This is a genomic window from Salinivibrio sp. MA440 (genome assembly GCF_001996265.1).
Classification (GTDB): Bacteria; Pseudomonadota; Gammaproteobacteria; order Enterobacterales; family Vibrionaceae; genus Salinivibrio; species Salinivibrio costicola.
Genome location: NZ_MUFI01000001.1, coordinates 51016 through 74468, shown reverse-complemented (window position 1 = coordinate 74468; position 23453 = coordinate 51016). Strand labels below are relative to the sequence as shown.

20 protein-coding genes are annotated in these 23453 nt (G+C 51.5%); 8 read left to right on the top strand and 12 right to left on the bottom strand.

Annotation, left to right across the window (positions count from 1 at the left end; all coding sequences use genetic code 11):
- The first annotated feature begins 349 nt into the window (after nt 1-349).
- Nucleotides 350-1981 (top strand): methyl-accepting chemotaxis protein, encoded by a 1632-nt coding sequence (locus tag BZG80_RS00315; protein WP_077459993.1) that lies wholly within the window; start codon nt 350-352, stop codon nt 1979-1981.
- Nucleotides 1982-2037: 56 nt separating this feature from the next.
- Here the strand turns inward: BZG80_RS00315 and BZG80_RS00310 are convergent, their stop codons facing one another.
- Complete coding sequence (locus BZG80_RS00310; protein WP_077678523.1) at nt 2038-2505, bottom strand: GNAT family N-acetyltransferase; 468 nt, start codon at nt 2503-2505, stop codon at nt 2038-2040.
- Between the two features lie 84 nt (nt 2506-2589).
- Nucleotides 2590-4554: a 2',3'-cyclic-nucleotide 2'-phosphodiesterase gene (gene cpdB / locus BZG80_RS00305; RefSeq protein WP_077459991.1), complete on the bottom strand. Its 1965-nt coding sequence runs from the start codon at nt 4552-4554 to the stop codon at nt 2590-2592.
- 288 nt (nt 4555-4842) lie between these two features.
- Between cpdB and cysG the strand changes: the two genes are divergently transcribed.
- The 4 genes from cysG (at nt 4843) to cysC (ending at nt 9391) form a co-directional block, all read left to right on the top strand.
- Nucleotides 4843-6270, top strand: coding sequence for a siroheme synthase CysG (gene cysG / locus BZG80_RS00300; protein ID WP_077576875.1), 1428 nt, complete (start codon nt 4843-4845; stop codon nt 6268-6270).
- Nucleotides 6271-6282: 12 nt separating this feature from the next.
- Nucleotides 6283-7191: a sulfate adenylyltransferase subunit CysD gene (gene cysD / locus BZG80_RS00295; protein ID WP_077459989.1), complete on the top strand. Its 909-nt coding sequence runs from the start codon at nt 6283-6285 to the stop codon at nt 7189-7191.
- A gap of 9 nt (nt 7192-7200) precedes the next feature.
- Entirely contained in the window at nt 7201-8625 is a 1425-nt protein-coding gene (cysN, locus tag BZG80_RS00290) for a sulfate adenylyltransferase subunit CysN (RefSeq protein ID WP_077678522.1), read from the top strand.
- 145 nt (nt 8626-8770) lie between these two features.
- Nucleotides 8771-9391, top strand: a complete 621-nt coding sequence (gene cysC / locus BZG80_RS00285) for an adenylyl-sulfate kinase (RefSeq protein ID WP_077676652.1) — start codon at nt 8771-8773, stop codon at nt 9389-9391.
- A gap of 5 nt (nt 9392-9396) precedes the next feature.
- Here cysC and BZG80_RS00280 read toward each other — a convergent pair whose 3' ends face one another.
- From BZG80_RS00280 to BZG80_RS00250, 7 genes are all read right to left on the bottom strand, one after another.
- Nucleotides 9397-10299 carry a TIGR03899 family protein gene (locus BZG80_RS00280; RefSeq protein ID WP_077459986.1) on the bottom strand — a complete coding sequence of 301 codons (903 nt, stop codon included), beginning with the start codon at nt 10297-10299 and terminating at the stop codon, nt 9397-9399.
- A 238-nt stretch (nt 10300-10537) separates the two neighbouring features.
- Nucleotides 10538-11035 (bottom strand): DUF3299 domain-containing protein, encoded by a 498-nt coding sequence (locus BZG80_RS00275; protein WP_021023528.1) that lies wholly within the window; start codon nt 11033-11035, stop codon nt 10538-10540.
- 3 nt (nt 11036-11038) lie between these two features.
- Complete coding sequence (locus tag BZG80_RS00270; protein ID WP_077676653.1) at nt 11039-12298, bottom strand: ABC transporter permease; 1260 nt, start codon at nt 12296-12298, stop codon at nt 11039-11041.
- Entirely contained in the window at nt 12295-12990 is a 696-nt protein-coding gene (locus BZG80_RS00265; RefSeq protein WP_077669261.1) for an ABC transporter ATP-binding protein, read from the bottom strand. The genes BZG80_RS00270 and BZG80_RS00265 overlap by 4 nt, the downstream gene beginning before the upstream one ends.
- A 41-nt stretch (nt 12991-13031) precedes the next feature.
- Nucleotides 13032-13697 (bottom strand): zinc uptake protein ZrgA, encoded by a 666-nt coding sequence (gene zrgA / locus BZG80_RS00260; RefSeq protein WP_077678521.1) that lies wholly within the window; start codon nt 13695-13697, stop codon nt 13032-13034.
- Nucleotides 13698-13723: 26 nt separating this feature from the next.
- Entirely contained in the window at nt 13724-14011 is a 288-nt protein-coding gene (locus BZG80_RS00255) for a DUF2607 family protein (RefSeq protein WP_077459981.1), read from the bottom strand.
- Nucleotides 14012-14110: 99 nt separating this feature from the next.
- Nucleotides 14111-14665: a YtfJ family protein gene (locus tag BZG80_RS00250; protein WP_077660528.1), complete on the bottom strand. Its 555-nt coding sequence runs from the start codon at nt 14663-14665 to the stop codon at nt 14111-14113.
- Nucleotides 14666-15036: 371 nt separating this feature from the next.
- On the opposite strand from BZG80_RS00250, the gene BZG80_RS00245 reads away from it, so the two are divergent.
- On the top strand, nt 15037-15243 hold the full coding sequence (locus tag BZG80_RS00245; RefSeq protein WP_077459979.1) for a DUF1107 domain-containing protein: 207 nt from the start codon (nt 15037-15039) through the stop codon (nt 15241-15243).
- 71 nt (nt 15244-15314) lie between these two features.
- On the opposite strand, the gene msrA is transcribed toward BZG80_RS00245, so the two are convergent.
- Complete coding sequence (gene msrA, locus BZG80_RS00240; RefSeq protein ID WP_241824026.1) at nt 15315-15947, bottom strand: peptide-methionine (S)-S-oxide reductase MsrA; 633 nt, start codon at nt 15945-15947, stop codon at nt 15315-15317.
- Between the two features lie 163 nt (nt 15948-16110).
- On the opposite strand from msrA, the gene tamA reads away from it, so the two are divergent.
- Together tamA and tamB are read left to right on the top strand one after the other, a co-directional pair.
- Complete coding sequence (gene tamA, locus BZG80_RS00235; RefSeq protein WP_077678520.1) at nt 16111-17814, top strand: autotransporter assembly complex protein TamA; 1704 nt, start codon at nt 16111-16113, stop codon at nt 17812-17814.
- Nucleotides 17815-17822: 8 nt separating this feature from the next.
- On the top strand, nt 17823-21578 hold the full coding sequence (tamB, locus tag BZG80_RS00230; protein ID WP_158011512.1) for an autotransporter assembly complex protein TamB: 3756 nt from the start codon (nt 17823-17825) through the stop codon (nt 21576-21578).
- Nucleotides 21579-21627: 49 nt separating this feature from the next.
- Here tamB and ppa read toward each other — a convergent pair whose 3' ends face one another.
- Together ppa and fbp are read right to left on the bottom strand one after the other, a co-directional pair.
- On the bottom strand, nt 21628-22155 hold the full coding sequence (gene ppa / locus BZG80_RS00225; RefSeq protein ID WP_077459975.1) for an inorganic diphosphatase: 528 nt from the start codon (nt 22153-22155) through the stop codon (nt 21628-21630).
- A gap of 128 nt (nt 22156-22283) precedes the next feature.
- A complete protein-coding gene (gene fbp / locus BZG80_RS00220; protein WP_077459974.1) occupies nt 22284-23306 on the bottom strand; it encodes a class 1 fructose-bisphosphatase in 1023 nt (340 codons plus the stop codon).
- Nucleotides 23307-23453: the final 147 nt, after the last annotated feature.

Sequence of the window (23453 nt, the reverse complement as noted above, 5' to 3'; positions counted from 1 at the left end):
CCCTGTCTTTTATAGTCCTTACTCTGTCTGTTTTTTGCGCAATTTTGTGATTAAAGTCGCTGCAGCACGATTTTTAAGCTATTTTTTATAAATCAGTCAATACGGCTGGATACATTGCATCATTGAGGCGGAAAAGGGACAAATTGCGGTTAAGGGTGTGAATGCCTGCCAAACAAGCCAGTGTTGTATGACATACTTTTTACGAAAATAATGAGTCTTTCATCACACTTTGGTTATTTTTTGTGCTAGTATTTGCGCCGCTGTGTAGGACAGACACGCAAGCCCGCCTCAACATGGATGTCTAGGCATTAACACGCTAATCACTAATTTGTTGAGGACTCGCTTTTCCATGTTGAAAAATCTATCTATTGGCAAAAAGTTTACCGCGGCTTTTTCCCTCATTGGTATTGCTGTCGTGATCTTTGGGTTTTACATCTTCACCCAAGTCAGCGGCATGCGCGATAATATGCTGAACTTTACTGACGATACCCTTCCCGCGGTGCTTGAGATCGAACGACTCAATGAAGAGATGATACGGATTCGTCAGGATCAGTATGCGGTTCTTACCTTTAGTGATCCGGCAGAACGACGTGAAATCTTGGGCGAGATAGATGTTATGAAGCGCGATTATAGCCGTGCTCTCGACGCCTACCAAGAAAGCCTTTGGTACGATGATGAAAAAGCAATTTTCAGTCGTATCCAGAACAATTGGGACAAATATAATCAAGAGCTCAGTGCTTTTCCTGACCGTGTTGAAGACGGGCAACTGACCGCAGCACAACAAATTTTATCTAAGTCGTTTGGTACCTTCGGACAGTTAGATAAGTCCTTAACGGAAATGTCTGAGTTGATGCAAGGCTTTATTGGTAAAAACCGCGCCTCCATGCTAAGCCAAGTTTCTACTGTGAGTATGACCATTATTGGGGTACTGCTTGCAGTGATCGCCTTTATGATTGTGGTGGCAGTGGTGTTCACTCGAGCGATCATCAGTCCGTTGCGCTTAGTGATGGAGCAGTCTTCTGCAATCGCCAAAGGAGATTTAAGTTATCAATTGGATCGCAGCCAGATTGGTAATGATGAAATGGGTAAATTGGCGGACTCGAGCATGGCGATGCAAGACAGTCTGCGCACGCTGATTGAAGAAGTGATTGCCGCGGTCACCCAATTGAGCAGTGCAGTCGAAGAGGTCAGTGCCGTATCGAGCCAAACCTCGACTGGGATGCAAAACCAGCAACATGAGGTGTCGCAAGTGGCGACCGCGATGGCACAAATGAAAGCCACCGTGGCGGATGTGGCGCAGAATACCGAAAGCTCATCCACCGCAGCCAACGAAGCGAGCGAGCAGTCTCGTATGGGGGCGCAAGATATTGATGGGATGGTGGCATCGATTCGCAAAGTAGCAGAGGACATGCGTCAAACGGGCAATACCGTGAGTGAGCTCGATCAGCAGTCGAAACAAATCAACATGGTGGTGGATGTTATTCGTGATATTGCCGAGCAAACCAACTTACTGGCGTTGAACGCGGCGATTGAAGCAGCGCGTGCCGGTGAATCGGGCCGTGGCTTTGCGGTGGTGGCCGATGAAGTGCGTACCTTAGCGGGCCGTACCCAAGACTCAACGGGCGAAATCACCACCATCATCGAAAAACTGCAGCAACACGCCACGCAAGCGCGCAATGCCACCACGCAAAGCTGTGAGAGCATTGAGCAATGCGTAGAGCAGGGCGACCAGGCTCAACAGCTGGTGCGTGGGATTGAAACCTCGGTTGAAAACATCGCTGATATGGGCATGCAAATTGCCAGTGCCTGTGGCGAGCAAGACTCGGTAGCGGATGAGCTAAGCCGTAACATCGAGCGCATCAATGATTCGTCACAAGAAGTCGCTGGCGGTGCTGATCAAACCGCACAAGCCTGTAGCGAGCTCAGCCAGTTGGCGCAATCACTGCAAACGACCATGCAGCGCTTCCGTCTAACCAAATAGGTCTTACCGCCAATAGATGAAAACAAAATCCCGCTGATTCAGCGGGATTTTTTGCTTTAAACGGCGGATGCGTCACTCACCGATAAACGCATATCAATATGGGGGATCCCATCTTCTAAGTAGGCGTCGGAAAACGCCGAAAAGCCATGGGTTTGATAAAACCGCTGTAAATGTGTTTGTGCGCCAATCTCAATATCATCATGTGGCCAATGTTGCTGGCAAGCCTGAATCGCGTGGCGAACCAATTGATGCCCCCATTGACCGTTTCGGTGAGCGGGCGCAACGATCACACGGCCAATGCTGGCGCCTGAGTAACTTGCACCTGGTGCCAGCACACGGGCATAAGCCGCCAGATCGCCATTCAGCCAGCCCATTAAATGCAGCGTCTCTGGCGCGGTGTCGAGCGCATCAAGCTCTGGGTAGGCACAGGCTTGTTCCACTACAAACACATCTACCCGTAATTTCATCAGTGTGAATAAGGTGCGCGTATCAAGCGCGTCAAATGTCACGATTTGCCAATCCATACCAAAACTCCAAAGGGGAAAGTAAAAAAATACCGCAGACAGGCTGCGGTATTCAAAAGCTATTTATTGGGTGTCGTTAACCAGCTACTGACGAGGCTGGCTTAAATCAACATGATAAACGCCAAATCCCACTTCATCAGTGCCTTGGCGGCGCATTGACCATTGGCCTTTTTGCTCGATAAATTGCGCCGCTTTCTCGCTCGGTGAGGTTTCAAAGCTGACCACAGCGTCGCCTTCGATAGGCGCGATGGACCAGTTGTTATCCGCACTCACTGTGACTTGGCCTTCTTCTTGACTCACACGGCTGATGTAGTTGGCGACCACGGTACGGTTTTCATCCGGCGCGGCAAAGGCGATATGGTCACTGCCGGTGCCTGGGAACTTACCACTATAAGCACGGTAATTGTTGGTCGCTATCAGGAAGGTTTGCTCAGGGTCAACCGGCTCACCTTGATAGGTCAGGTTGATGATTCGCGACGCGTCTGGATTGACCTCATTGCAATCTCCGTCGTAGCGGGCAGGCTTGGTGATATCAATCTGATACTCGACACCGTCAATGACATCAAAGTTATAGGTGCGGAATCCATCCCAGTTCACCAGTGACTGGGGCTGCTCTGTGTTGGGATCGATTTGGTTAAACTGGCCGGCACTGCACTCTAGCCATTGGGTAAGCTCGGCACCAGAGACTTTCAGTGCCACCAAGGTATTCGGGTACAGATAAAGATCGGCGGCGTTACGGAACGTCAGTTGGCCCGCCTCCACTTCGGTAAAGTTGCTCGGATCGTTTTTGCGACCACCGGCTTTAAAAGGCGCGGCGGCAGACAGCACCGGCAGATCGGCTAAGTCAGGGTCCCCTTGAATCATGCGCTCGACATAGTCTTGCTGTGCGAGGTTAACGATTTGTACGGTCGGATCGTCTTGAAGCAGGGCCAAGTAGGAATACATCACATCATTAGCTTGACCAATTGGCTGATTGACGAAATCTTGTGTGGCTTTATGGTCTGACTCCACAGCCTTAAGCAAAGCTTCATCGGCCTCGACTAAGGCCTTGTTATTCGCCTGATCAAAAATCGGACGCGCCTGAGCCTGACTGTCAGTAACTTGCCATTGACCATCGACTTGCTCGAGCGCCAGATCTATTACACCGACATGGCTGCCCCAGCGGCCGGCCATCACACTGGCCACACCATTGATCGTGCCTTTATCGATATCCGCACCGGGAATATTGGCGAAGTCTTCTCCAGGGAAGACGGCATGTGAATGACCAAAGGCAATGGCATCAATGCCGTCGACATCCGTGAGGTAATACACAGAATCTTCTGCCATCGCTTTATAAGGCGCTTGTGAAATACCTGAGTGAGGAATAGCCACGACCACATCGGCCCCTTTGGCTTTCATTTCCGGCACTAACTTTTCTGCGGTTTGTTTAATGTCTTTGGCGATCACCTTTCCTTCGAGGTTGGCTTTATCCCAAGTCATTATCTGTGGCGGGACAAAGCCGATATAACCGACTTTGATGGTGTGGCTATCACCGTCTTCATCTTTGAGTTGGTATTCTTTAATTAAATACGGGTCGAAGTAGTGCTCGCCGCTATCGGCATCAAACACGTTGGCGTTGATATACGGGAAGTTAGCGTCGTTGATTGACTCTTTTAAAAAGGCCAAGCCATAGTTGAATTCATGGTTACCGATGTTTCCCACTTCATAATTGAGCAAGTTCATCGCTTTGTACACTGGGTGCACTTCGCCAGGTTGGATGCCTTTGCTCGCCATGTAATCGCCCATTGGGCTGCCTTGGATCAGGTCACCGTTATCGACCAATAGCGCGTTTTGTGCTTCATCGCGAGCTTGTTTGACCACGGTCGCGGCGCGGACCAAACCGATTTTTTGTGACGGCTTGTTTTTGTAGTAGTCGTAATCCATCACATTAGTATGAATATCGGTGGTTTCAATCACACGCAAGTTGATGGTATCGGCAAAGGCACTGCCAGATGCGGCAAACAGACCGGCAACCACCGCGGTGGCGACAGCAGAAGGGAGCAAACGCATAACAGGATCTCCAAGTGAAAAGTGTGCGTTAGTTATCAAGCAATTGAATTATGCCGTTTATCATTCACATGAAGCTGTGCGCTTGATCGGCTTTATCGAACCGTTTCAAAGCTCTGAGGCGGCAATTGAGCGCTTTGCGATCGCAGTCATTGTTTAATTGACCCGATGCCTTACCCATTCCACTCCCTCCTAAAGCACTAAAAAGAATAAAAAATGAATTTATAGAATTTCAGGTAATAGTTGTGGGGCGATATAGTGGCGGTATTGTCATCAAGGAAATGCGCGATCATGGATTATCTTCCTCTTTTTGCTCAGCTCAAACACCGTCCTTGCCTCGTGGTGGGCGGCGGCGAAGTGGCATGGCGAAAAACCCGCATGCTACTCAAAGTCGGGGCGGCGGTCACCTTAGTGGCCCCAGAGGTCGACCGTGAAATTGAAGAGGCGCAAGCGCAAGGCAAGTTGACGGTGTTACGCGAGGCGTTTCGTCCCGATCATCTGGATGGAAACATGCTGGCAATTGCGGCGACCGATAATGCCTTAGTCAACGAGTTGGTCTCCACTGCCGCTGACAGCCGCAATATTTTGGTCAATGTGGTTGATGATACGCCCAAGTGCAGCTTTATTGTCCCCTCATTAGTGGATCGCTCTCCCATTATCATTGCTATTTCGTCGGGCGGTAAAGCGCCGGTATTGGCACGGATGCTCCGTGAAAAAATTGAAACCTTGGTCCCCCAACATATCGGCAAAATGGCAGCGATGGCGGGCGCGTTTCGCGACAAACTGAAAGCACGCATTCCGACTTTAACGGGGCGGCGCAAATTCTGGGAGGCCGCTTTTAGTGGCCGGTTTGCTGATTTAGTCGCGGCGGGCAAACACCAGCAAGCCGAGCAGGCGCTTGAACAGCTTAGTGGACAAATCACCACCCAAGGCGAAGTGGCCTTGATTGGCGCCGGGCCAGGGGATCCTGGGCTATTGACCTTGCGCGCGTTGCAATTGATGCAGCAAGCCGATGTGGTGTTATACGACTATTTAGTCGCTGAGCCGATTATGGAGTTGTGTCGCCGAGATGCAGAGCTGGTTTGCGTGGGCAAACGGGCGAGCTACCACAGTGTGAGCCAAGACGACATTAATCGTCTATTGGTGGAGCATGCCCAAGCGGGAAAACGGGTGGTGCGCTTAAAAGGAGGCGATCCGTTTATGTTTGGCCGTGGTGGCGAGGAGTTACAAACACTGGCCAACGCCGGAGTCTCGTTTCAAGTGGTGCCTGGTATCACCGCCGCTGCAGGGGCAACGGCGTATGCCGGTATTCCGCTAACCCATCGCGATCACGCCCAAACGGCGCTGTTTATTACCGGCCATTTGAAAAAAGAACAAGACACGCTGGAATGGGCCACCTTGGCACGCGCGCAGCAAACCTTGGTGATCTACATGGGGCTAATGAAGTCGGCCCACATTCAAAGCCAGCTTTTGGCTCATGGCCGTTCACCGGAGACGCCAGTGGCGGTGATTGAAAACGGCACCCGTCCAGAGCAAAAAGTCTTTACTGGTCAACTCAACAACTTACCGTCGCTGGCTGAGCAAGCGGCGTCGCCAGCCCTAATCGTAGTGGGCGAAGTCGCGGCCCTCGCCGGTCAGCTGACTTGGTTTGGTGATAATAATGTGGCAACCGATGCTGATCCCACGCAAGCGCCAACCGCCGTGGTTAACTTCGCTTAAAGGATAATGAAGATGGACGCAAAAACACTGACTCACCTCCAGCAGTTGGAAGCCGAGAGCATTCATATACTGCGGGAAGTCGCAGCGGAGTTTGATAACCCCGTGATGCTGTATTCAATTGGTAAAGATTCGTCGGTGATGCTGCATTTAGCACGCAAAGCCTTTTACCCCGGTAAGATCCCGTTTCCGCTGTTGCATGTCGATACCGATTGGAAGTTTCGCGACATGATTACCTTTCGCGATCGCACCGCTAAAGAGCTGGGGCTAGATCTGATTGTGCACAAAAATCCAGAAGGAATAGCACAGGGGATAAATCCTTTTGATCACGGCTCCGACAAGCACACCGACATCATGAAAACCCAAGCGCTGAAGCAGGCGCTGGATCAACATAAGTTTGATGCGGCGTTTGGCGGCGCGCGTCGAGATGAAGAAAAATCCCGCGCCAAAGAGCGCGTCTATTCGTTTCGCGATAAGAACCACCGCTGGGATCCGAAAAATCAACGGCCAGAGCTGTGGCGCAACTACAACGGCCAAGTGAACCCGGGCGAGAGCATTCGTGTGTTTCCGCTCTCTAACTGGACCGAGCTCGATATCTGGCAATACATCTATCTGGAAAATATCGATATTGTCCCGCTTTACTTGGCGGCTGAACACCCGGTGGTGGAGCGTGAGGGCACCTTGTACATGGTCGATGATGCGCGGATGCCGATTGGACCCGAGGAAACCGTGATGCATAAATCGGTACGTTTCCGCACGCTGGGCTGCTACCCGCTTACCGGGGCGATTGAATCCACCGCGACCACCTTGCCAGAGATCATCGAAGAGATGTTGGTCGCTACCTCAAGTGAACGCCAAGGGCGGGCGATCGACCACGATCAGTCCGGATCCATGGAGCGCAAAAAGCGTCAGGGTTATTTCTAAGGAGCAGTCATGAATCCAGCAATTCAACAACAGGTGGCCGATCTGGGTATTGAGGGTTATCTGCAACAGCACCAACACAAAAGTTTATTGCGCTTTTTGACCTGTGGCTCGGTCGATGACGGTAAATCGACCTTGATTGGCCGCTTGCTGCACGACTCGCAACAGATCTATGAAGATCAGCTGGCTGCTGTCCATGCCGATAGCCAGCGTGTCGGTACCACGGGGGAGAAACCGGATCTGGCGCTACTGGTAGACGGCCTGCAAGCCGAGCGCGAGCAGGGGATCACCATTGATGTGGCGTACCGGTATTTCTCCACCTCCAAGCGTAAGTTTATTATCGCCGATACCCCAGGCCATGAGCAGTACACCCGTAATATGGCTACCGGCGCGTCGACCTGTGATGTAGCGGTGATCTTAATCGACGCCCGTCACGGCATCTTGGATCAGACTCGTCGTCACTCGTATATCGCTAACTTGCTGGGTATTCAGCATTTTGTGGTAGCGGTAAACAAGATGGACTTGGTGGCATATAGCCAAACCCGGTTTAATGAAATTCAAGAGCAGTATCTGGCATTTGCCGATCAGCTCAACCCCGGCTTGTCAGTGTCTATGGTGCCTTTGTCGGCACTGGAAGGCGACAATGTGGTCAATGCCAGTGACGCGATGGCGTGGTATCAAGGCGAGCCGCTACTCAGCCAGCTAGAAGCCATCGACATTGAAAAATCACGCGGGACGGGCGCGTTCCGTTTTCCGGTGCAGTATGTCAATCGACCGGATCTGAACTTCCGTGGCTATGCAGGCACCCTTGCCAGTGGCGAGTTGCATGTGGGCGATGAGGTTAAGGTACTCCCTTCTGGGCTTACCGCGAAGATCGCGCGCATCGTCACCTTTGACGGTGATCGTGAATTCGCCTTTAGCGGTCAAGCGGTCACCCTCACTTTGGATAAAGAAATTGATATCTCGCGTGGCGATCTCTTGGTGCGAGCGGATGATGACGTGGCGGTGGGTCAACGATTTGACGCCGACGTGGTGTGGATGACGCAAACCCCACTGGCACCGGGGCGCGAATACGATATTCAGTTGGCCAGCAAGAAAACCTCAGCGCAGGTTGAGGCACTGTCGTATGGGGTCGATGTTAATACGCTTAATACTCATGACGCAGACACCTTGCCGCTCAATGGCATAGGTCGTTGCACCTTGACCCTGAGCGAAGCGGTGCCGCTAGATACCTATCACGATAGCCCGAATACCGGAGGCTTTATCCTGATTGACCGTCTCACCAATGTGACGGTCGGCGCGGGCATGATTCGTCATGTCGCTGAGACGCAGCCACTAACCACCTCGTCGTTTTCAGCGTTTGAGCTTGAATTAAACCAGCTTATCCGCAAGCACTTCCCGCATTGGCAAGCGCGGGATCTTGGTCAGCTGGGATAGATAATACCTGAGTGTTAATAAGCCCTATATCGGGCTAGCCACATCATTCGCTAGCCCGATACGAGGTCTCATCAAGGCAATGATAAGAGAATAGGTGAATCGTGATAACACACGTATTTTGGCATGGCGGACGGAGAGACTATTTATGACGCAATCTTTTATATCGTCTTCCGATCCTAACGTGATCTGGCATACACATAGTGTTGATCAAGCAACGCGCAGTGAACAAAAGCAGCAGCAGCCGGTCGTGCTTTGGTTTACTGGCTTGTCTGGCTCGGGCAAATCGACCATTGCTGGTGCGTTGGAGGCCGCCTTGGTGGCAGAAGGGCACCATACCTATTTGCTGGATGGCGATAATATTCGCCATGGATTGTGTCGCGATCTGGGTTTTTCCGATCAGGACAGAGCCGAGAACATTCGCCGAATTGGCGAGGTGGCTAAGTTGATGACCGATGCTGGTCTGATTGTCCTCAGTGCTTTTATCTCACCATTCCGCGCGGAGCGAGAGAGGGTGCGCGAGCGTTTGCCAGAGGGGCAGTTTATCGAAGTCTTTGTCGATACGCCGCTGGCGGTGTGCGAGCAGCGCGATCCAAAAGGGCTGTACAAAAAAGCGCGCGCTGGCGAGATCCCTGCGTTTACCGGCATATCGTCAGATTATGAACCGCCGCACGCACCGGCGATTCATTTAACTGGCGATCAGCGTGTTGCTGAGCATGTGGCGGTCTGCCTTGATGTGTTGCGCGATCGGGGGGTGCTGCGCACCTAAAGGTATCACGCATGGGTGTTGACGGTATCGCCAATATCGCTGTGCATCTCAAAGCCTTCGGCGAGCAACGCACAAATCGCGTGGTGGTAGTCGGGATGCACGCGTTTGCCGACCAGTTTAGCCAGCTCGTGGCCGGTGGGACTAAAGCGGTAATAATACAGGCGCATCCCTTTGTGGAGCGGAGTGAGCATGTATTGGGTGTCTTGCAGTGTAAATGGCATGGCAGGATGCATTTCAATCACGCCGGATTCGAGCTCAGTGCGCAGGATCAGCCCCAAGTCCATCAACAGCATTAAGTCGGTGTAAGACAGTTGATAGTGACCCAGAGAGAGCTTATGGGGCGGCTCTGGGCGTAGCAGTTGCACCAAGCCTTGGCGGCGGCGAAAACCGGTGACTAGCTTTTTGGTGCTGTCTTGGCCAAAGGTGCTGGACAATGCACAGGCGCGTTGCAGTGCTTGCGCTTCGCGCTGGGTCATGGTTTCTAAAAGGGTGAGTGCTTTGATCGAGGTGCTTCCCGGACGCAATATTTCCTGTTTAAGGATCTTGGCCCAAAGCTGTTGCATCGCATAGCCGTGAATATTGCGGGCTAAGTCGAAAAAGCGTACCAGCCAATCCGGATCGGGGGTTTGTGCCGTTTCACTGTGACAACTTTCATAGGTATGAGCAATGATCGCTTCGAGGTTGGCTTGTTGCTTTTGCATCACCTGGCGTTGGCGGTTTGCGCTGCGATGGGCGAGATCCTCTTGCTCCACGTCTTGTAAGCGAGCATCAACTTGATACTCGCTCGCAATCGCTTTTAGTCGCCCTTTACTGCCGCGTAGATCGGCATCTTCTTTATAGCTGTGATCTTGGTGTTGCCGTTTCTCTGGGTGGGCGTCGACGACCACGGGTTTGTCTTGCTCTGCCATGCGGTTCTCACACTGATTGTCAGCAAAATTTTATGCTGGCAAATATGTTAATTAATGATTAAATTTGTTAACATTATGGTGTTATCTATTAAGCGTAGGGATGCGTGTGCGAAGGCAAAAACCTAACTCCATCAATTTACTGTTGATCGCCATTTATATCGGCGCACTGGCGATATTGTCTCATTATATTGTCTGACAATGGTGTCGGCGCCGATCAAGCTCACTGATTGATAGAAATCTATCCGTCGTCGTAGGCGCTTAGCGTTGTACCTTGCAGTACATATCCCACCTCTGCCAAGTCATGACTGACATGCTCAGTATTGAGTGTCCCTTCGACATAAACCACATCCCATAGTTCTTGAATCGGCGCGCCATCGGCAAACTTTACGTAAATAATTTGATTGGGCGGTGGGGGTGGCACATGGATGCAGGCGCCAAGAAAAGGGACCAGCAAGAATTCGGTCACCCGTTGATCGTCACCTTCTAACGGGATCACAAAGCCGGGGATTTTAACTTGGCTATTATTGAGTTCAGGGCGAACCGATCCGACCAAGCTTTGCGGGTTATCACCGTCGTGGCTAATGTCTGGCATGCCGCGGCTATCAAACTGTGCCCGTTCGTGCTCAGGAACCAAATCTATCCAATCGAGCATGAGTGGTTCACTGCTTGCCCAAGCAAGCGAACTCAAAAGGCCGCTAAGCAAGGCGATAAGATGGAGCGTTATCCGTTTTTTCATGGGTTATACCTTCATTGTCATGCCGTCGGACAGTGTTTGTCGGTACGCGCGCCAAGCGGGAATTAAGCCGACCACGAGACCAGCGATAAACACGCCGACCATTAACAAACATTCATAATAAGAGGGCCAGTCGAGCGGTAAGAACAGGCCAAATTCACTGATAATATAGGGCTGGGTGAGCGCAAGACCGCCATAAAGCAGTAGCACACCTAAGATGATACCCGCCAGGGTGATGGCAACCGCCTCACTGACCAACAGCAGAATAATATGTACCGGACGTGCGCCCATTGCCCGTAAAATTGCCATTTCTCGTCGACGCTCGTTCAGGCTGGTGAGCAGGCTGGAGAGCATGCCTAATAATCCAGCAACGACGACAAATCCAGCGATCACTAATAGCGCTTGCTCGCCCACGCGCATCATGTCCCATAGCTCATGCAAGGCAATGCCGGGCATGATGGCAGTCAATGGCTCGCGTGAATAAGTATTGACCCAACGCTGGACGGCAAACGTTTTGATTTTACTGTTCAGACCCACCATGACTGCAGTGAGTTGCTCGGGCTGTAATTCACGCTGCTGTGCTTGGGCTTGAGTGAGGCCTTGGCCGAGTCGTGCGCCACTTTCCCAGCCGACATGAATCGCTTCTATGGCTTCGAGCGACACATGCACACTGCGGTCGACGGGCGTGCCGGTGGGCGCCAAAATACCGGTGACAGTAAACGGCAAATTGTCGTGTTGATTAAAGCTTTTATCGGCCAGTCCATGAGCAATCACTAGGTTATCGCCCATTTTGTATCCCAGATCTTTCGCCACTTGGGCGCCAATCACGGTATCAAATAGACCGGAAAATGGGCCGCCTTGGCGAAAGGCGAGTGGTTGTTTTTGACCATATTGATAATGGGAAAAGTAATCATTGCTGGTGCCGAGCACGCGAAAGCCACGGTGAGAATCCCCGAGTGAAATGGGGATGGTCCAACTCACATCTGAGTGCTCGCGAAGGCGTTGATAACTTTCCCAGCCGATATTGTTGGTGGCGTTACCAATTCGAAACACGGAATAGAGCAGCAAATTAATGGAGCCGGAACGGGCGCCCACAATTAAATCGGTGTTGGAAATGGTGTTGGCAAAGCTGGCCTTCGCTTGCGTGCGCACCTTTTCGACGCCGAGTAACAGCACCACGGCGATGGTGACGGTCAGCAAAGAAAGCAATGCGGTGGCGCGGCGATTTTTCAGGCTTTTCCCTGCGAGTCCCAATAGCGAAATCATTGCTGATCCTCCTTGCGACGCATGGCGCGATTCAGCGCGGGAAGCGAGACATCACGGTCAAACAAGGGCGCTAATTGACTGTCATGGCTGACAAACAATAAGCTGCTGTTGGCTTCTCGGCAGCGGTCTTGAAGCAACTGAATAAAGGTGTTGCGGGTGTCAGCGTCGAGCGCAGAAGTCGGCTCGTCAGCGATAATTAACGCCGGCGCACCAATCAGCGCCCGCGCCGCCGCGACCCGTTGTTGCTGGCCGATACTCAGCGCGGTGACCGGCTGGTGGTGGCAGTTTGTGGGTAAGCCCAATTGGTCGAGCAAGGTGGCGGCCTCTTGATGAGGCGATCGTGTCAACGCCTGACGACGCAGGTGAGAAAAGCGCAGCGGCACGGTGACATTATCGATCACCGATAAATAAGGCAGCAGATTAAATTGCTGAAAAATATAACCAATGTGGTTAGCACGGAATTGATCACGCTCGCGATCATTCAGTGCCGTTAGCGCTTGATGATTGACCGTCAGCGTACCCGTCTGGGGGATATGAATACCCGCAATCAGGCTTAGCAGGGTGGATTTACCACTGCCGCTGGGACCTTGTAAAAATACATGCTCGCCTTCACCGACCGTAAAGCTATCGATGTCTAAGATCGGTTGCGACTGATCGGGCCACGTAAAACCTAGTTGTTTGATGGCTATCATGCCTGACAGGGGCACTGGATGCGCCCCGCCTCCTTTTTTCACTACCACTGGATGTGCGACTTAGTACGAATCAAGGTGTCAACCCAGACCTTATCATCGGTAACGGCCTGAATTTTGATGGCTTCTGTGTTAGGGAACAGGCTAAACCAATCCGTTTTCAATTCGGTGAAGGCTTGTGGGGTTTGGCAAACGAATTGATAGTTCACGGATAAAGTGTTGTGGTTACCCTGATCATGCTCGTCATGGCCGTGGTGTTCGTCATGGCCGTAGTGCTCGTCGTGGTTATGGTGCTCGTCATGACCGTGGTGTTCATTGTGGTCATGGTGTTCGTCGTGGCCGTGGTGTTCGTCATGGCCGTGATGCTCATCGTAGTCGTCAAAACTGCTAGTGACTTTGGTCTCGGCAAGCTGGCAATTCGCTGCTTCAGCAAGTTGGAAGCGTTTTCCACCATCACGCAGAAGCGCATAGGCATCTTCGACCGCTTGCTGGTCGGCGGCGTTTTTAGGCTGGTGTTCAAAGCCGACCACATCATTGCCGGGGGCCGTTAACTCAATGAATACGCGCTCACCGTCTTGGGCGAGGCTCAGTGCTACCTCCCCGTGGACGTGGGCATCGAACGACTGATAGCTGGCTTCATCGGCTAATGTTGCTGCAGAGGTGGTCGCGATGGCCATAGTGATAACGCTGGGTAATAAACGAGCTTTCATGTGGTTTCTCCTCGTGAATAAATGAATTAGATAATGAAGGCATTTATTTCACTCGGTGGGGCGCGCGCCGAAAAGGCTATAGCGGTACGATAAGCTCGCTGAGGTTTTGACCAAACGATGAGGGTATTGGCAGCATAGGTGGGCGTCGGTGTCACGATACTGGAAGCCAGTATTGCTGGTGGGATGAGATGACAGACACCACAATGCTCACTGTGGTGGCTCGGAGCTAAGGTGTCGACTTGATGGTGCGCCCACAGTCCGGCTTGGCTAAGCACCAATACAAATAGCAGGTTGACGAGCACTCGCCGAGTCATCCAGACGTCCATGAGGTTATTAAGTAATGTGATAACATAACAATTGTAGCCTTGAACGCCAAGTCTGAAATGAAAGCGCGGGCCTTGCCCGCGATATGATTATTGGTTTACCAGCTCTGTCACCAAGCTGACAACTTGATTCACTTCATCCTCGTTTAGCTTGCCTTCTTTTACAAAACGCACCATGCCTTTGTCATCCAGTACGGCAATCAACGAGCTCTCTTCTTTTAAGCGCCATGCCTCTGCGACACTGCCATTTTCGTCGAGCACAATCGATGACCAGCTAAATTCGCGTTTACTGTCTTCGGCTGACGATTTTACAAAGCCGCCAGTTCCCCACATGGCATCATCTTGATTGATGATGGTGGTGGTTTGATAGCGTGCATCGTCAAAATCCGCGGCGGTAATTGCCGCCATGAGGGGGGCGTTCATTTCTTTGGCGCTACTGCGTCCAGCAATGGCTTGGATCACGCGTACTTTTTCCTGCAACTGTTCGGTTTGCCAAGCTTGATAAACGATATCGTCGCCATTCAAGGTTAGTTCGCCGTGCTCGGCGACCTTGGCTGACGGTAAAGGTGCACCGTTTTGGATCGTGTGCGCCCAACTGGTGCCTGTGAATAACGCAAAAGTGAGAGCAAGTAGGGTTTTATTCATGCTTTATCATCCATGTCTGTGGTCATTATTTGGCATTCGGTGCCAAGTTATCTATGGTTACGCCAGACAGTGCGTTGTGCCAAGTGCCAAGGGTTAATCCGTGCGCGAGATCGGAGTTTTATCCAGTGATCGTCACTTCAAAGCGCGCGTATTGATCTAAGGTAGGAACTTTTCGTGCCAAGTAGGCTCTAATTCTGTGCTTGTCATCAGAATAAGATGGCACTTTGCTTGCTTAGCTTTATACGTGGAGATTGCCAGATAATATTCGGTGCTCCAAGGTGGTAACACATAATTTACCAAGAAACGGTGAAAGAGCGTTGTTACTGTTTCGGTCTGTTCATCAGACTTGGTTGAGAAATAAAGGGATCCCTATGCTTCGCATCTTTCGTCAATATCGACCAACCCAGATTGCGCGATATGTGAAACGATTTTTTAAGGGCCGACTTTATATTGAAGGTGTCGGCGCGTTTGAGTTTGATGGTGGGCGTTTGCTACCTCCAGGACACAGTGATAAACGTGCACTCTCGGTCATGACCGAAGTAAATAAAGAAATTAAATCGATGGCCATCACCGCATAAAAAACGTGCGATGCAGAAAAAACACGTCTAATGACGTGTTTTTTTTATCTCTGAGTTTGCGTGCCTTCAGACTATTGTGGCGGGAAGCAAACGCCGGTGCCACCCAAGCCGCAGTAGCCTTGGGGGTTTTTGTGCAGATACTGCTGATGGTCTGTTTCTGCTAAGAAATAAGTACCTGCGGGGGCGATCTCTGTGGTGACGGCATCCGACTTGCCCGCTGCTTTTAAAGCGGCTTGATAGGCGGCAAAGCTGGCTTCTACCGTCGCGCGATCGGCAGGATCACAGTAATAAATGGCTGAACGGTACTGTGGGCCCACGTCATTACCTTGGCGCAACCCTTGAGTTGGATCGTGGTTTTCCCAAAAGATCGTCAATAAAGCGTCCAAACTGGTGACACTCGGGTCAAAAATGACATTAACTACTTCGGCGTGGCCTGTTTGACCCGTACAGACATCTTGATAGCGCGGGTGTTGTGTTACCCCACCGCAGTAGCCAACAGAGGTCATGACCACACCTGGTTGTTGCCAGAGTTTGCGTTCCGCTCCCCAAAAACAGCCCATCCCTAAAATGACCTGTTTCTGACCGTTCGCTGGGGCCGTTGTGATAGGTTGCCCAAATACGGCATGTGGCTCGGTGGGCGTGATGGCATCAGCACGATCCGCTATCGCATTATCGGGTTGGCTGAACGAAGATTGCATCGACATAGGCATCCTTTTACTGCTGTGATGAAAAGCGTTATGTGTTGTATGAAACCGCTTTGGGTGTGGACTGATGTGAATGGCGCTAGCATCAAGCCCAGCTCAACGCGTAATATGGCAAGATATCATCAATTTTGTTGAGCGGCACCCTAGTAATGGTTCTCATTGCATGAAGATACGTAAACTCTCCCTTATTGCGATCGCTTTTTTACTGCTACCTAGCTGGGTACGCGCGAGCCTCGACGTTGAGCTCCAAGGACTCGAGGGTGAAGCGCAACAAAATGTAGCAACCTATTTGGCGGCGATCGCGCCCGAAGAACGCGATGGTTCGTATCGGTTTAAGGCGCGTATCGAGCGCGATGTCCGACAAGCACTCCAGGCAGTAGGCTACTATCAGCCAAAAATCACGCTGAACGCGCCAGAGGGCGATACCCTGGTTGTCTCCGTTAATCCAGGCCCCCCGGTTAACGTGGCGCAAGTCGATGTCGTCTTTTCCGGTGAAGCTGCGATGGATGATGACTTTCATTCGCTTAAAGCGAAAGGACCGCAACCTGGTCATCGGCTCAATCACAGTGATTATGAGTCACTCAAAAGTCAGATCCAGAGCTTAGCCGTGAAAAAGGGCTATTTTGATGGTCGTTTTACGCAAGCCCGGCTCGAAGTTGCGCCTGACCGCCAGCAAGCCTTTATTCGTCTGCATTTTGCCAGTGGCAAGCGTTATCATTTTGGTGCGATCGATTATCAAGGCTCGCAAATCCAGCATAAGCGACTTGATACACTGCGAGATTTTTCACCAGGTGATCTCTATCAAGTTACTGACTTAGGCGAGTTTAACCAAGCGTTAGCAAATACGGGCTGGTTTGCCAGTGCATTAGTCCAAGCGGATATGGAAGACGCCGAGGACAATGAAGTGCCGATCAAGGTGACGTTGACCCCGGAAGCGCGCAACAAGTTTGAAACTGGGGTGGGGTATTCCACCGACATTGGCCCGCGTCTTAAGCTTAATTGGCGTAAGCCTTGGTATAATTCAAGGGGGCATAGCCTGAGCACATCACTGGCGGTTTCTCAGCCAGAGCAAACCCTTACTTCTACCTATAAAGTGCCGCTTGACGATGTTTCACGGGAATATTATCAAGTTCAGCTGGGGTTAAAAAATACAGACCAACGCGATACCACCAGTTTTGAAGCGACGACCTCTGTCTCCCGACACTGGCTTTATGATACCGGCTGGCAGCGCAGTGTATCGCTGCGCTGGCTGTACGAAAACTATAGCCAAGGGCAAGATGAAGATATCGTCAGCGTGGTGCTGCCGGGCGTCAACGTTACCCGAACGCGCGTGCGTGGTGGTTTAATGCCGCATTGGGGAGACAAGCAATCACTGACGCTGGAGGCAGCCGATCCCGCGTGGCTGTCGGATATTAGCTTGCTGCGACTTCAAGGTCGTAGTGCTTGGATTCGCAGTTTAAATAAGAATCATCGTGGCTTACTCCGGGTCGATGGTGGCGCCCTGATTTCCGAGGAGTTTCGTGAAGCACCACCATCATTACGCTTTTTCGCTGGGGGGGATAACAGCATTCGTGGTTATGGCTATGAAACCGTCTCGCCTGTCGATGACAGCGGTCAGTTAAGTGGTGCACGCTATATGTTAACCGGGACTTTAGAATATCAGTATCGTCTTGGTGGCAATTGGTGGTGGGCGGTGTTTGCTGACGGCGGCGATGCGTGGACCAACCATTTGTCATGGAAGCGCGCGGCCGGGACAGGCATTCGTTGGTCATCACCGGTGGGCCCGATTCGCCTTGATGTCGCCCATGGTTTTGATAATGACGATGACGACTTTCGTGTGCACCTGACGTTGGGGCCTGAATTATGAGCCGGTGGTTGGTTAGATTAACTTTGATTCTGTTAATCACGATATTTGCGCTGGTAGGTTTGGTGTCCACCACCTTATTTACGCCGATCGGGTTACAAGTTGGAGTGTGGGGGGCACAGAAAGCTATACCTGCATTATCGCTTGAACAAGCCGAGGGCACTTTGCTGACCGGCTTTGAACTTCGTGGTCTGCAATATCAGGATGAGCAAATCCAATTGGCCGCTAATAAGCTGGGGATTGAGATAAAAGGTAAGTGCTTACTTACTCCATCAATCTGTGTCGAACAACTGGCGGCTGAAGGGGTAACGCTTGCGCTTAATTTCCCGCCAAGCGATGACAACACCGCCGCCGAGCCGTCTACCGCGAGGATCCAATCGCCGCTACCGATACATATTAACGCGTTTGCATTCAATGATGTGGCGATTCAGGTGGCGGGACAGGCGATTGACTGGCAGCAGCTTCAAGGCGGTGTGCATGTCGAGGGAGACACCTTAACCTTATCGCCCACAAAGTGGCAGCAGCTGGTGGTTACCCTGCCCACCAACGACAGTGATCAAGAAAATACCGACCGTGCGGTTGGTAAACCTGATAGCGACGCCTCGAGTGCCCCTTTTCATTATCCAGGGCTCCGCTTGCCGTCCATTCATGTGCCGCTAAATATCAATGTTGAGCAATTTAGCCTACGCGATACTCGTATTGACGCCGGTACAGTACATACCTTTTCTTCGTTAGATCTCGTCGGCGCCGTCAAGGGCAGTGCGGTGACGATTGACCATTTTTCGGTGGCTGCCCCTCAGGGCACGGCTAAGCTTTCTGGCGATATTCTGTTGGAAGGTGAGTACCCACTGACCTTAGAAACACAGTTGACCACGAACTTGGCATCGCTCCAAGGCCAAGCTTTATCGCTGTCGGCCTCAGGAAGTCTTGCCGCGCTTAAGCTAAACGCGAGCGCGCGCGGCCCGGTGACGGCGACGCTTGAGGGAGAAGCAAACGTGCTGGCACCGAACTTACCTTTTGCCGTGCAATTGGATAGCGAGGCATTGGCGTGGCCGCTGACGGGGAAAGCGATCGCGGCATTACGCGAGCTACACTTTCACGCCGATGGTGACTTATCTGACTATCAGCTGGGGCTACAAAGTGACGTCGACGGCCCTGAGGTGCCGAAAACACAACTAAACCTTGCCGGGCAAGGTAGCCTCTCGGCGCTCAAGCTCTCGCAATTTGAGGCACAAACACTCGGTGGTACTGTTGCTGGGCGCGCCAGCGTGGATTGGTCCAGCGTGCCTTTTTGGCAAGCCGAGTTAGGCTTTGCCCATATTCAGCCTCAGCGGCAATGGCCTGAGGTGAATGGTGATCTCACCGGCGCAGTGAGCCATCGTGGACGATTAACCCCACAAGGTGGCTGGGATGTGTCTATGCCAACCTTGGTTGTTCATGGTGAGCTTGAGCAACTCCCCCTTTCGGTATCTGGCGCGCTCAATGCCCATGATCGTGATGGCGATGGACAACCTAGCGTTTCTACCTCCGGTCTGACGTTTTCCCACGGCCCTAACCGTATTACTGCACAAGGACAAGTGCGTGACGAGTGGCAAATGGGGCTATCGGTGGATATTGCTGACCTGTCTCAATCATTACCGATGTTAACTGGTGTGATTCGTGGCGATGCGCGTCTGAGCGGGCCCTTTGCCCATCCCAATGCCAAACTGGCCGTCGATGCCAAGCAGTTGCGCTGGCAAGATCTTCGCATCAATCAGCTTACCTTAGACGGCGCGCTGGCCTTCAAGGATACCTTAGGTGGCAACCTGAATGTGTCTGTACTGGGAGGGCGCTATCAAACGCTGCGTTTAGAGAACTTAGATCTTACCGTCCGCGGTGATGAAGCCGAGCATCAGCTGGATTTACGCTGGCAAGGCGTTCCTACCTCTGGCGTGCTGAGTATTCAAGGTGCGCTGGCGCGCGAGTCCGGTTGGCAAGGGCAACTGCTCGATACGCGGGTGAATGTAGAAGACATTGGCGACATCGTGCAGCAAACCGCGGCGCCCATTGCGTTTACTTTCGCCGATACGCAAACCCAGATCGGCGAGCATTGCTGGCAGTGGCAAGCCACTTCTTTATGCTTATCACAACCGGCCTATATTGGTGAGCAAGGAGAGGTCGTTGCCAATATTGAAGGGTTTGATGCGAAGCAAATTGCGGCGTTCATGCCGCCGGAATGGCACGTTGAAACACGTGCCAATGCAGCCGTTCACGCTCGATGGCAGCCTGACGCCTCGCCAGATGTACGCGCCTCGATTGATATCACCGACGGTGCACTGCGTCAGCAAGCAGAAAGGCCACTAGTCATTGACTGGCAACACGCGAACATGGATGCACGCTGGCACAATGACCAATTACAAGGGGCGCTTGCTCTGACGTTGGATGATGGTGGCACCCTTGCGTCTGGCTTTACCCTAACCGATTTATTGGCCCCTACACCTACGATTACTGGCGACCTTACCGTGACTGCTGTGCAATTGGCCAAGCTTGAGCCCTTGCTCGGAAACGATAAACAAGCGGATATGAATGGTGAAGTGAATGCGAATTTACGTCTTGAAGGCCCACTAACGTTACCGCAAGTGTATGGCGGCATGACGGTCAGTGGGCTGCGGATGAAAGGCTTATCGTCACCGGTGGATGTAGATAACGGGCAATTGGCTCTGACGGTTGATGGGCAACAAGGGCAACTGGATGGGCAGTTAATCACGCCTGAGGGTCCGCTAACACTAAAAGGCGATGGCCAATGGCCCCGCATTGATGATTGGCAATTTGGCTTGAATGTATCGGGTGATACGTTACGTGTTAACCTTCCCCCAATGGTAAAGCTCGATGTCGCGCCAGATCTTACCGTTTCTGCGACGCCTGATCAGGTCGCGATTCGTGGTGATATTCATGTGCCTTGGGGACGGATAGAAGTCGAAAATTTACCTGCGTCAGCGGTGACGGTGTCAGACGATACGGTGCTGTTAAACCAAGACTATACGCCAGAAAGTGCAGAACAAGATGAGCCGATGCCGTTTAACCTAGTCACCGATGTAAAGTTAGCACTGGGGGATGACGTTAGTCTCGCAGCCTTTGGTTTAAAGTCGCGCTTATCCGGTGAACTGAATATCAAAAACAATCCGCAAGGTGTATTAATTGTCGGGAATGTCAGCTTACTAGACGGAACGTATCGCTCGTTCGGACAAGACTTGATTATCCGCAAAGGGGAAATCTTGTTTAATGGCCCTGCCGACCAACCCTACCTGCAAGTGGAAGCGATTCGTAACCCAGAGCGAATAGAGGGGGATGTGATCGCAGGTATTCGCTTGAGTGGCCCGGCCGATGATCCGGTTGCGGATATATTTATGGATCCAGCTGGCTCGCAGGCGAATGCCTTATCTTATCTATTGCATGGCCGAGCGCTGGATGCTGGCGCCGGCGATGCCAATATGACCTCGATGCTGATTGGCATTGGGTTAGCGCAAAGCGGAAAATTGGTAGGAGAGATCGGCCAAGCCTTTGGTGTTGAGGATCTCACCTTAGATACCGCGGGTGCCGGCGACGAACAAAAGGTCGAAGTGTCAGGCTATATTTTACCGGATTTGGAAGTGAAATATGGGGTCGGGATCTTCGATGCGATTGGGGTATTTACTGTGCGCTATCGTTTAATGAAAGACCTTTACCTAGAAGCGGTGTCGGGTGTTGACCAAGCGGTCGATGTGCTTTATCAGTTTGAGATTAAATAAAAAAGCCCGCTGATAGAGCGGGCCTTTACTGTCTCAGTGACACGCTCGATTATTTCTGTGCGCGCTCAAAAGAAGACAGGATTTCGTCTTTTGCGGCTTGTGCATCGGCCCAGCCATCGACTTTGACCCACTTGCCGGCTTCAAGCTCTTTGTAACGCTCGAAGAAATGCGTGATTTGTGCTTTGAGTAGCTCAGGCAGATCGTTCACGTCTTTCACGTGATCGTACTCTTTGGTCAGCTTGCTATGAGGCACTGCGACAACTTTGGCATCTTCACCAGACTCGTCGGTCATTTTTAGCACACCCACTGGACGGCAGCGGATTACTGAACCGGGTACGAGAGGGAATGGGGTTGGAACCAGTACGTCTACCGGGTCACCGTCAAGTGACAAGGTATGGTTTACATAACCATAGTTACATGGGTAAAACATTGGGGTAGACATAAAGCGATCGACGAATACCGCACCGCTATCTTTGTCCACTTCGTACTTGATTGGATCAGCATTCGCTGGGATCTCAATCACCACATAAATATCTTCAGGCAGATCTTTGCCCGCAGGGACCTGGTTCAGGCTCATGGAATGTCCTTTTGTTAAATCAAACAGTGTGTGCCAATTATAACCGCCAAGCGTGAAAATAACAGAGGCGACCTACCAGGTCGCCTCGTCATCATAAAAAAGCGCGGCATTCTTTTTGCTAATACGCGTTAATTGTCTTCATGATCAGGATAGGTTTCCAGGTATTCGCCGACTTTATCCACCATATTACTAGAGCCAACGAAGAAGGGAACGCGCTGATGAAGTTCTTTGGGTTCAATGTCCATCACTCGCTGCATCCCATCCGTGGCTTTACCGCCGGCCTGTTCGATAATAAACGCCATGGGGTTGCACTCATACAGCAACCGCAATTTACCATTTGGATAAGCTAGGGTACTCGGGTACAAGTAAATGCCACCTTTTAGCAGATTACGGTGAAAATCGGCCACCAAAGAGCCAATGTAGCGTGACGTATACGGCCGTTTCTCGTCAGGGACGTTTTCTTGACAGTATTTGATGTATTTTTTGACGCCCTGCGGGAACTTGATGTAGTTGCCTTCGTTAATTGAGTAAATCGTTCCCTCTTTAGGAACGGTCATATTCTCGTGAGAGAGGCAAAACAGACCCAGCGATGGATCATAGGTAAAACCATGCACACCATCACCTGTGGTGTAAACCAACATGGTGGATGAGCCGTAAATGATATAGCCGGCAGCCACTTGGCGATGACCCGGTTGCAGGAAGTCGTCTTCGGTAGGGGGGGTGCCGACCGGTGAAACACGGTGATAAATGGAGAAAATGGTGCCGACGGAGACATTGACATCAATGTTTGATGAGCCATCAAGCGGGTCAATCAATACCACATATTTAGCATTACGATTCAGTTGCTTGTTGAAGATGACCGCTTCATCTTCTTCCTCACTCGCGACACCGCAAACGTGGTCGCGAGCCTCCATCGCAGCTTTAAACTTTTCGTTGGCGTAAACGTCGAGCTTTTGTTGTTCTTCACCTTGTGCGTTTTCTGTGCCGATAGCGCCGGCGATGTCGACCAAGCCCGCTTTGTTGATCTCACGGTTGACAATTTTGGCGGCGAGACGAATCGAGGCAAGCAAAGAAGATAAGTCGCCGCTGGCATGCGGGAACGCGTGTTGCTTCTCAACAATATATTCGCCGAGGGTCTTAATGTCGGGCATTCTCAATCCTTAGTGATGATGAACTGTCTTTCTAATTCAATGGCATTTAAGTGGGCAGTGGTCTGCCTCTTGAAATCGTTGTCATTCTAGCGCTCGTGACTTTTTAATCGTACTGAAGAAATGGATGAGGCCAGGGAAGTGTGATCG

Excerpts from the sequence above, each read along its gene's own strand:
- BZG80_RS00315 (WP_077459993.1), top strand. The coding sequence starts at position 350 with ATGTTGAAAAATCTATCTATTGGCAAAAAGTTTACCGCGGCTTTTTCC.
- BZG80_RS00310 (WP_077678523.1), bottom strand. The coding sequence starts at position 2,505 with ATGGATTGGCAAATCGTGACATTTGACGCGCTTGATACGCGCACCTTA.
- cpdB (WP_077459991.1), bottom strand. The coding sequence starts at position 4,554 with ATGCGTTTGCTCCCTTCTGCTGTCGCCACCGCGGTGGTTGCCGGTCTG.
- cysG (WP_077576875.1), top strand. The coding sequence starts at position 4,843 with ATGGATTATCTTCCTCTTTTTGCTCAGCTCAAACACCGTCCTTGCCTC.
- cysD (WP_077459989.1), top strand. The coding sequence starts at position 6,283 with ATGGACGCAAAAACACTGACTCACCTCCAGCAGTTGGAAGCCGAGAGC.
- cysN (WP_077678522.1), top strand. The coding sequence starts at position 7,201 with ATGAATCCAGCAATTCAACAACAGGTGGCCGATCTGGGTATTGAGGGT.
- cysC (WP_077676652.1), top strand. The coding sequence starts at position 8,771 with ATGACGCAATCTTTTATATCGTCTTCCGATCCTAACGTGATCTGGCAT.
- BZG80_RS00280 (WP_077459986.1), bottom strand. The coding sequence starts at position 10,299 with ATGGCAGAGCAAGACAAACCCGTGGTCGTCGACGCCCACCCAGAGAAA.
- BZG80_RS00275 (WP_021023528.1), bottom strand. The coding sequence starts at position 11,035 with ATGAAAAAACGGATAACGCTCCATCTTATCGCCTTGCTTAGCGGCCTT.
- BZG80_RS00270 (WP_077676653.1), bottom strand. The coding sequence starts at position 12,298 with ATGATTTCGCTATTGGGACTCGCAGGGAAAAGCCTGAAAAATCGCCGC.
- BZG80_RS00265 (WP_077669261.1), bottom strand. The coding sequence starts at position 12,990 with ATGATAGCCATCAAACAACTAGGTTTTACGTGGCCCGATCAGTCGCAA.
- zrgA (WP_077678521.1), bottom strand. The coding sequence starts at position 13,697 with ATGAAAGCTCGTTTATTACCCAGCGTTATCACTATGGCCATCGCGACC.
- BZG80_RS00255 (WP_077459981.1), bottom strand. The coding sequence starts at position 14,011 with ATGACTCGGCGAGTGCTCGTCAACCTGCTATTTGTATTGGTGCTTAGC.
- BZG80_RS00250 (WP_077660528.1), bottom strand. The coding sequence starts at position 14,665 with ATGAATAAAACCCTACTTGCTCTCACTTTTGCGTTATTCACAGGCACC.
- BZG80_RS00245 (WP_077459979.1), top strand. The coding sequence starts at position 15,037 with ATGCTTCGCATCTTTCGTCAATATCGACCAACCCAGATTGCGCGATAT.
- msrA (WP_241824026.1), bottom strand. The coding sequence starts at position 15,947 with ATGTCGATGCAATCTTCGTTCAGCCAACCCGATAATGCGATAGCGGAT.
- tamA (WP_077678520.1), top strand. The coding sequence starts at position 16,111 with ATGAAGATACGTAAACTCTCCCTTATTGCGATCGCTTTTTTACTGCTA.
- ppa (WP_077459975.1), bottom strand. The coding sequence starts at position 22,155 with ATGAGCCTGAACCAGGTCCCTGCGGGCAAAGATCTGCCTGAAGATATT.
- fbp (WP_077459974.1), bottom strand. The coding sequence starts at position 23,306 with ATGCCCGACATTAAGACCCTCGGCGAATATATTGTTGAGAAGCAACAC.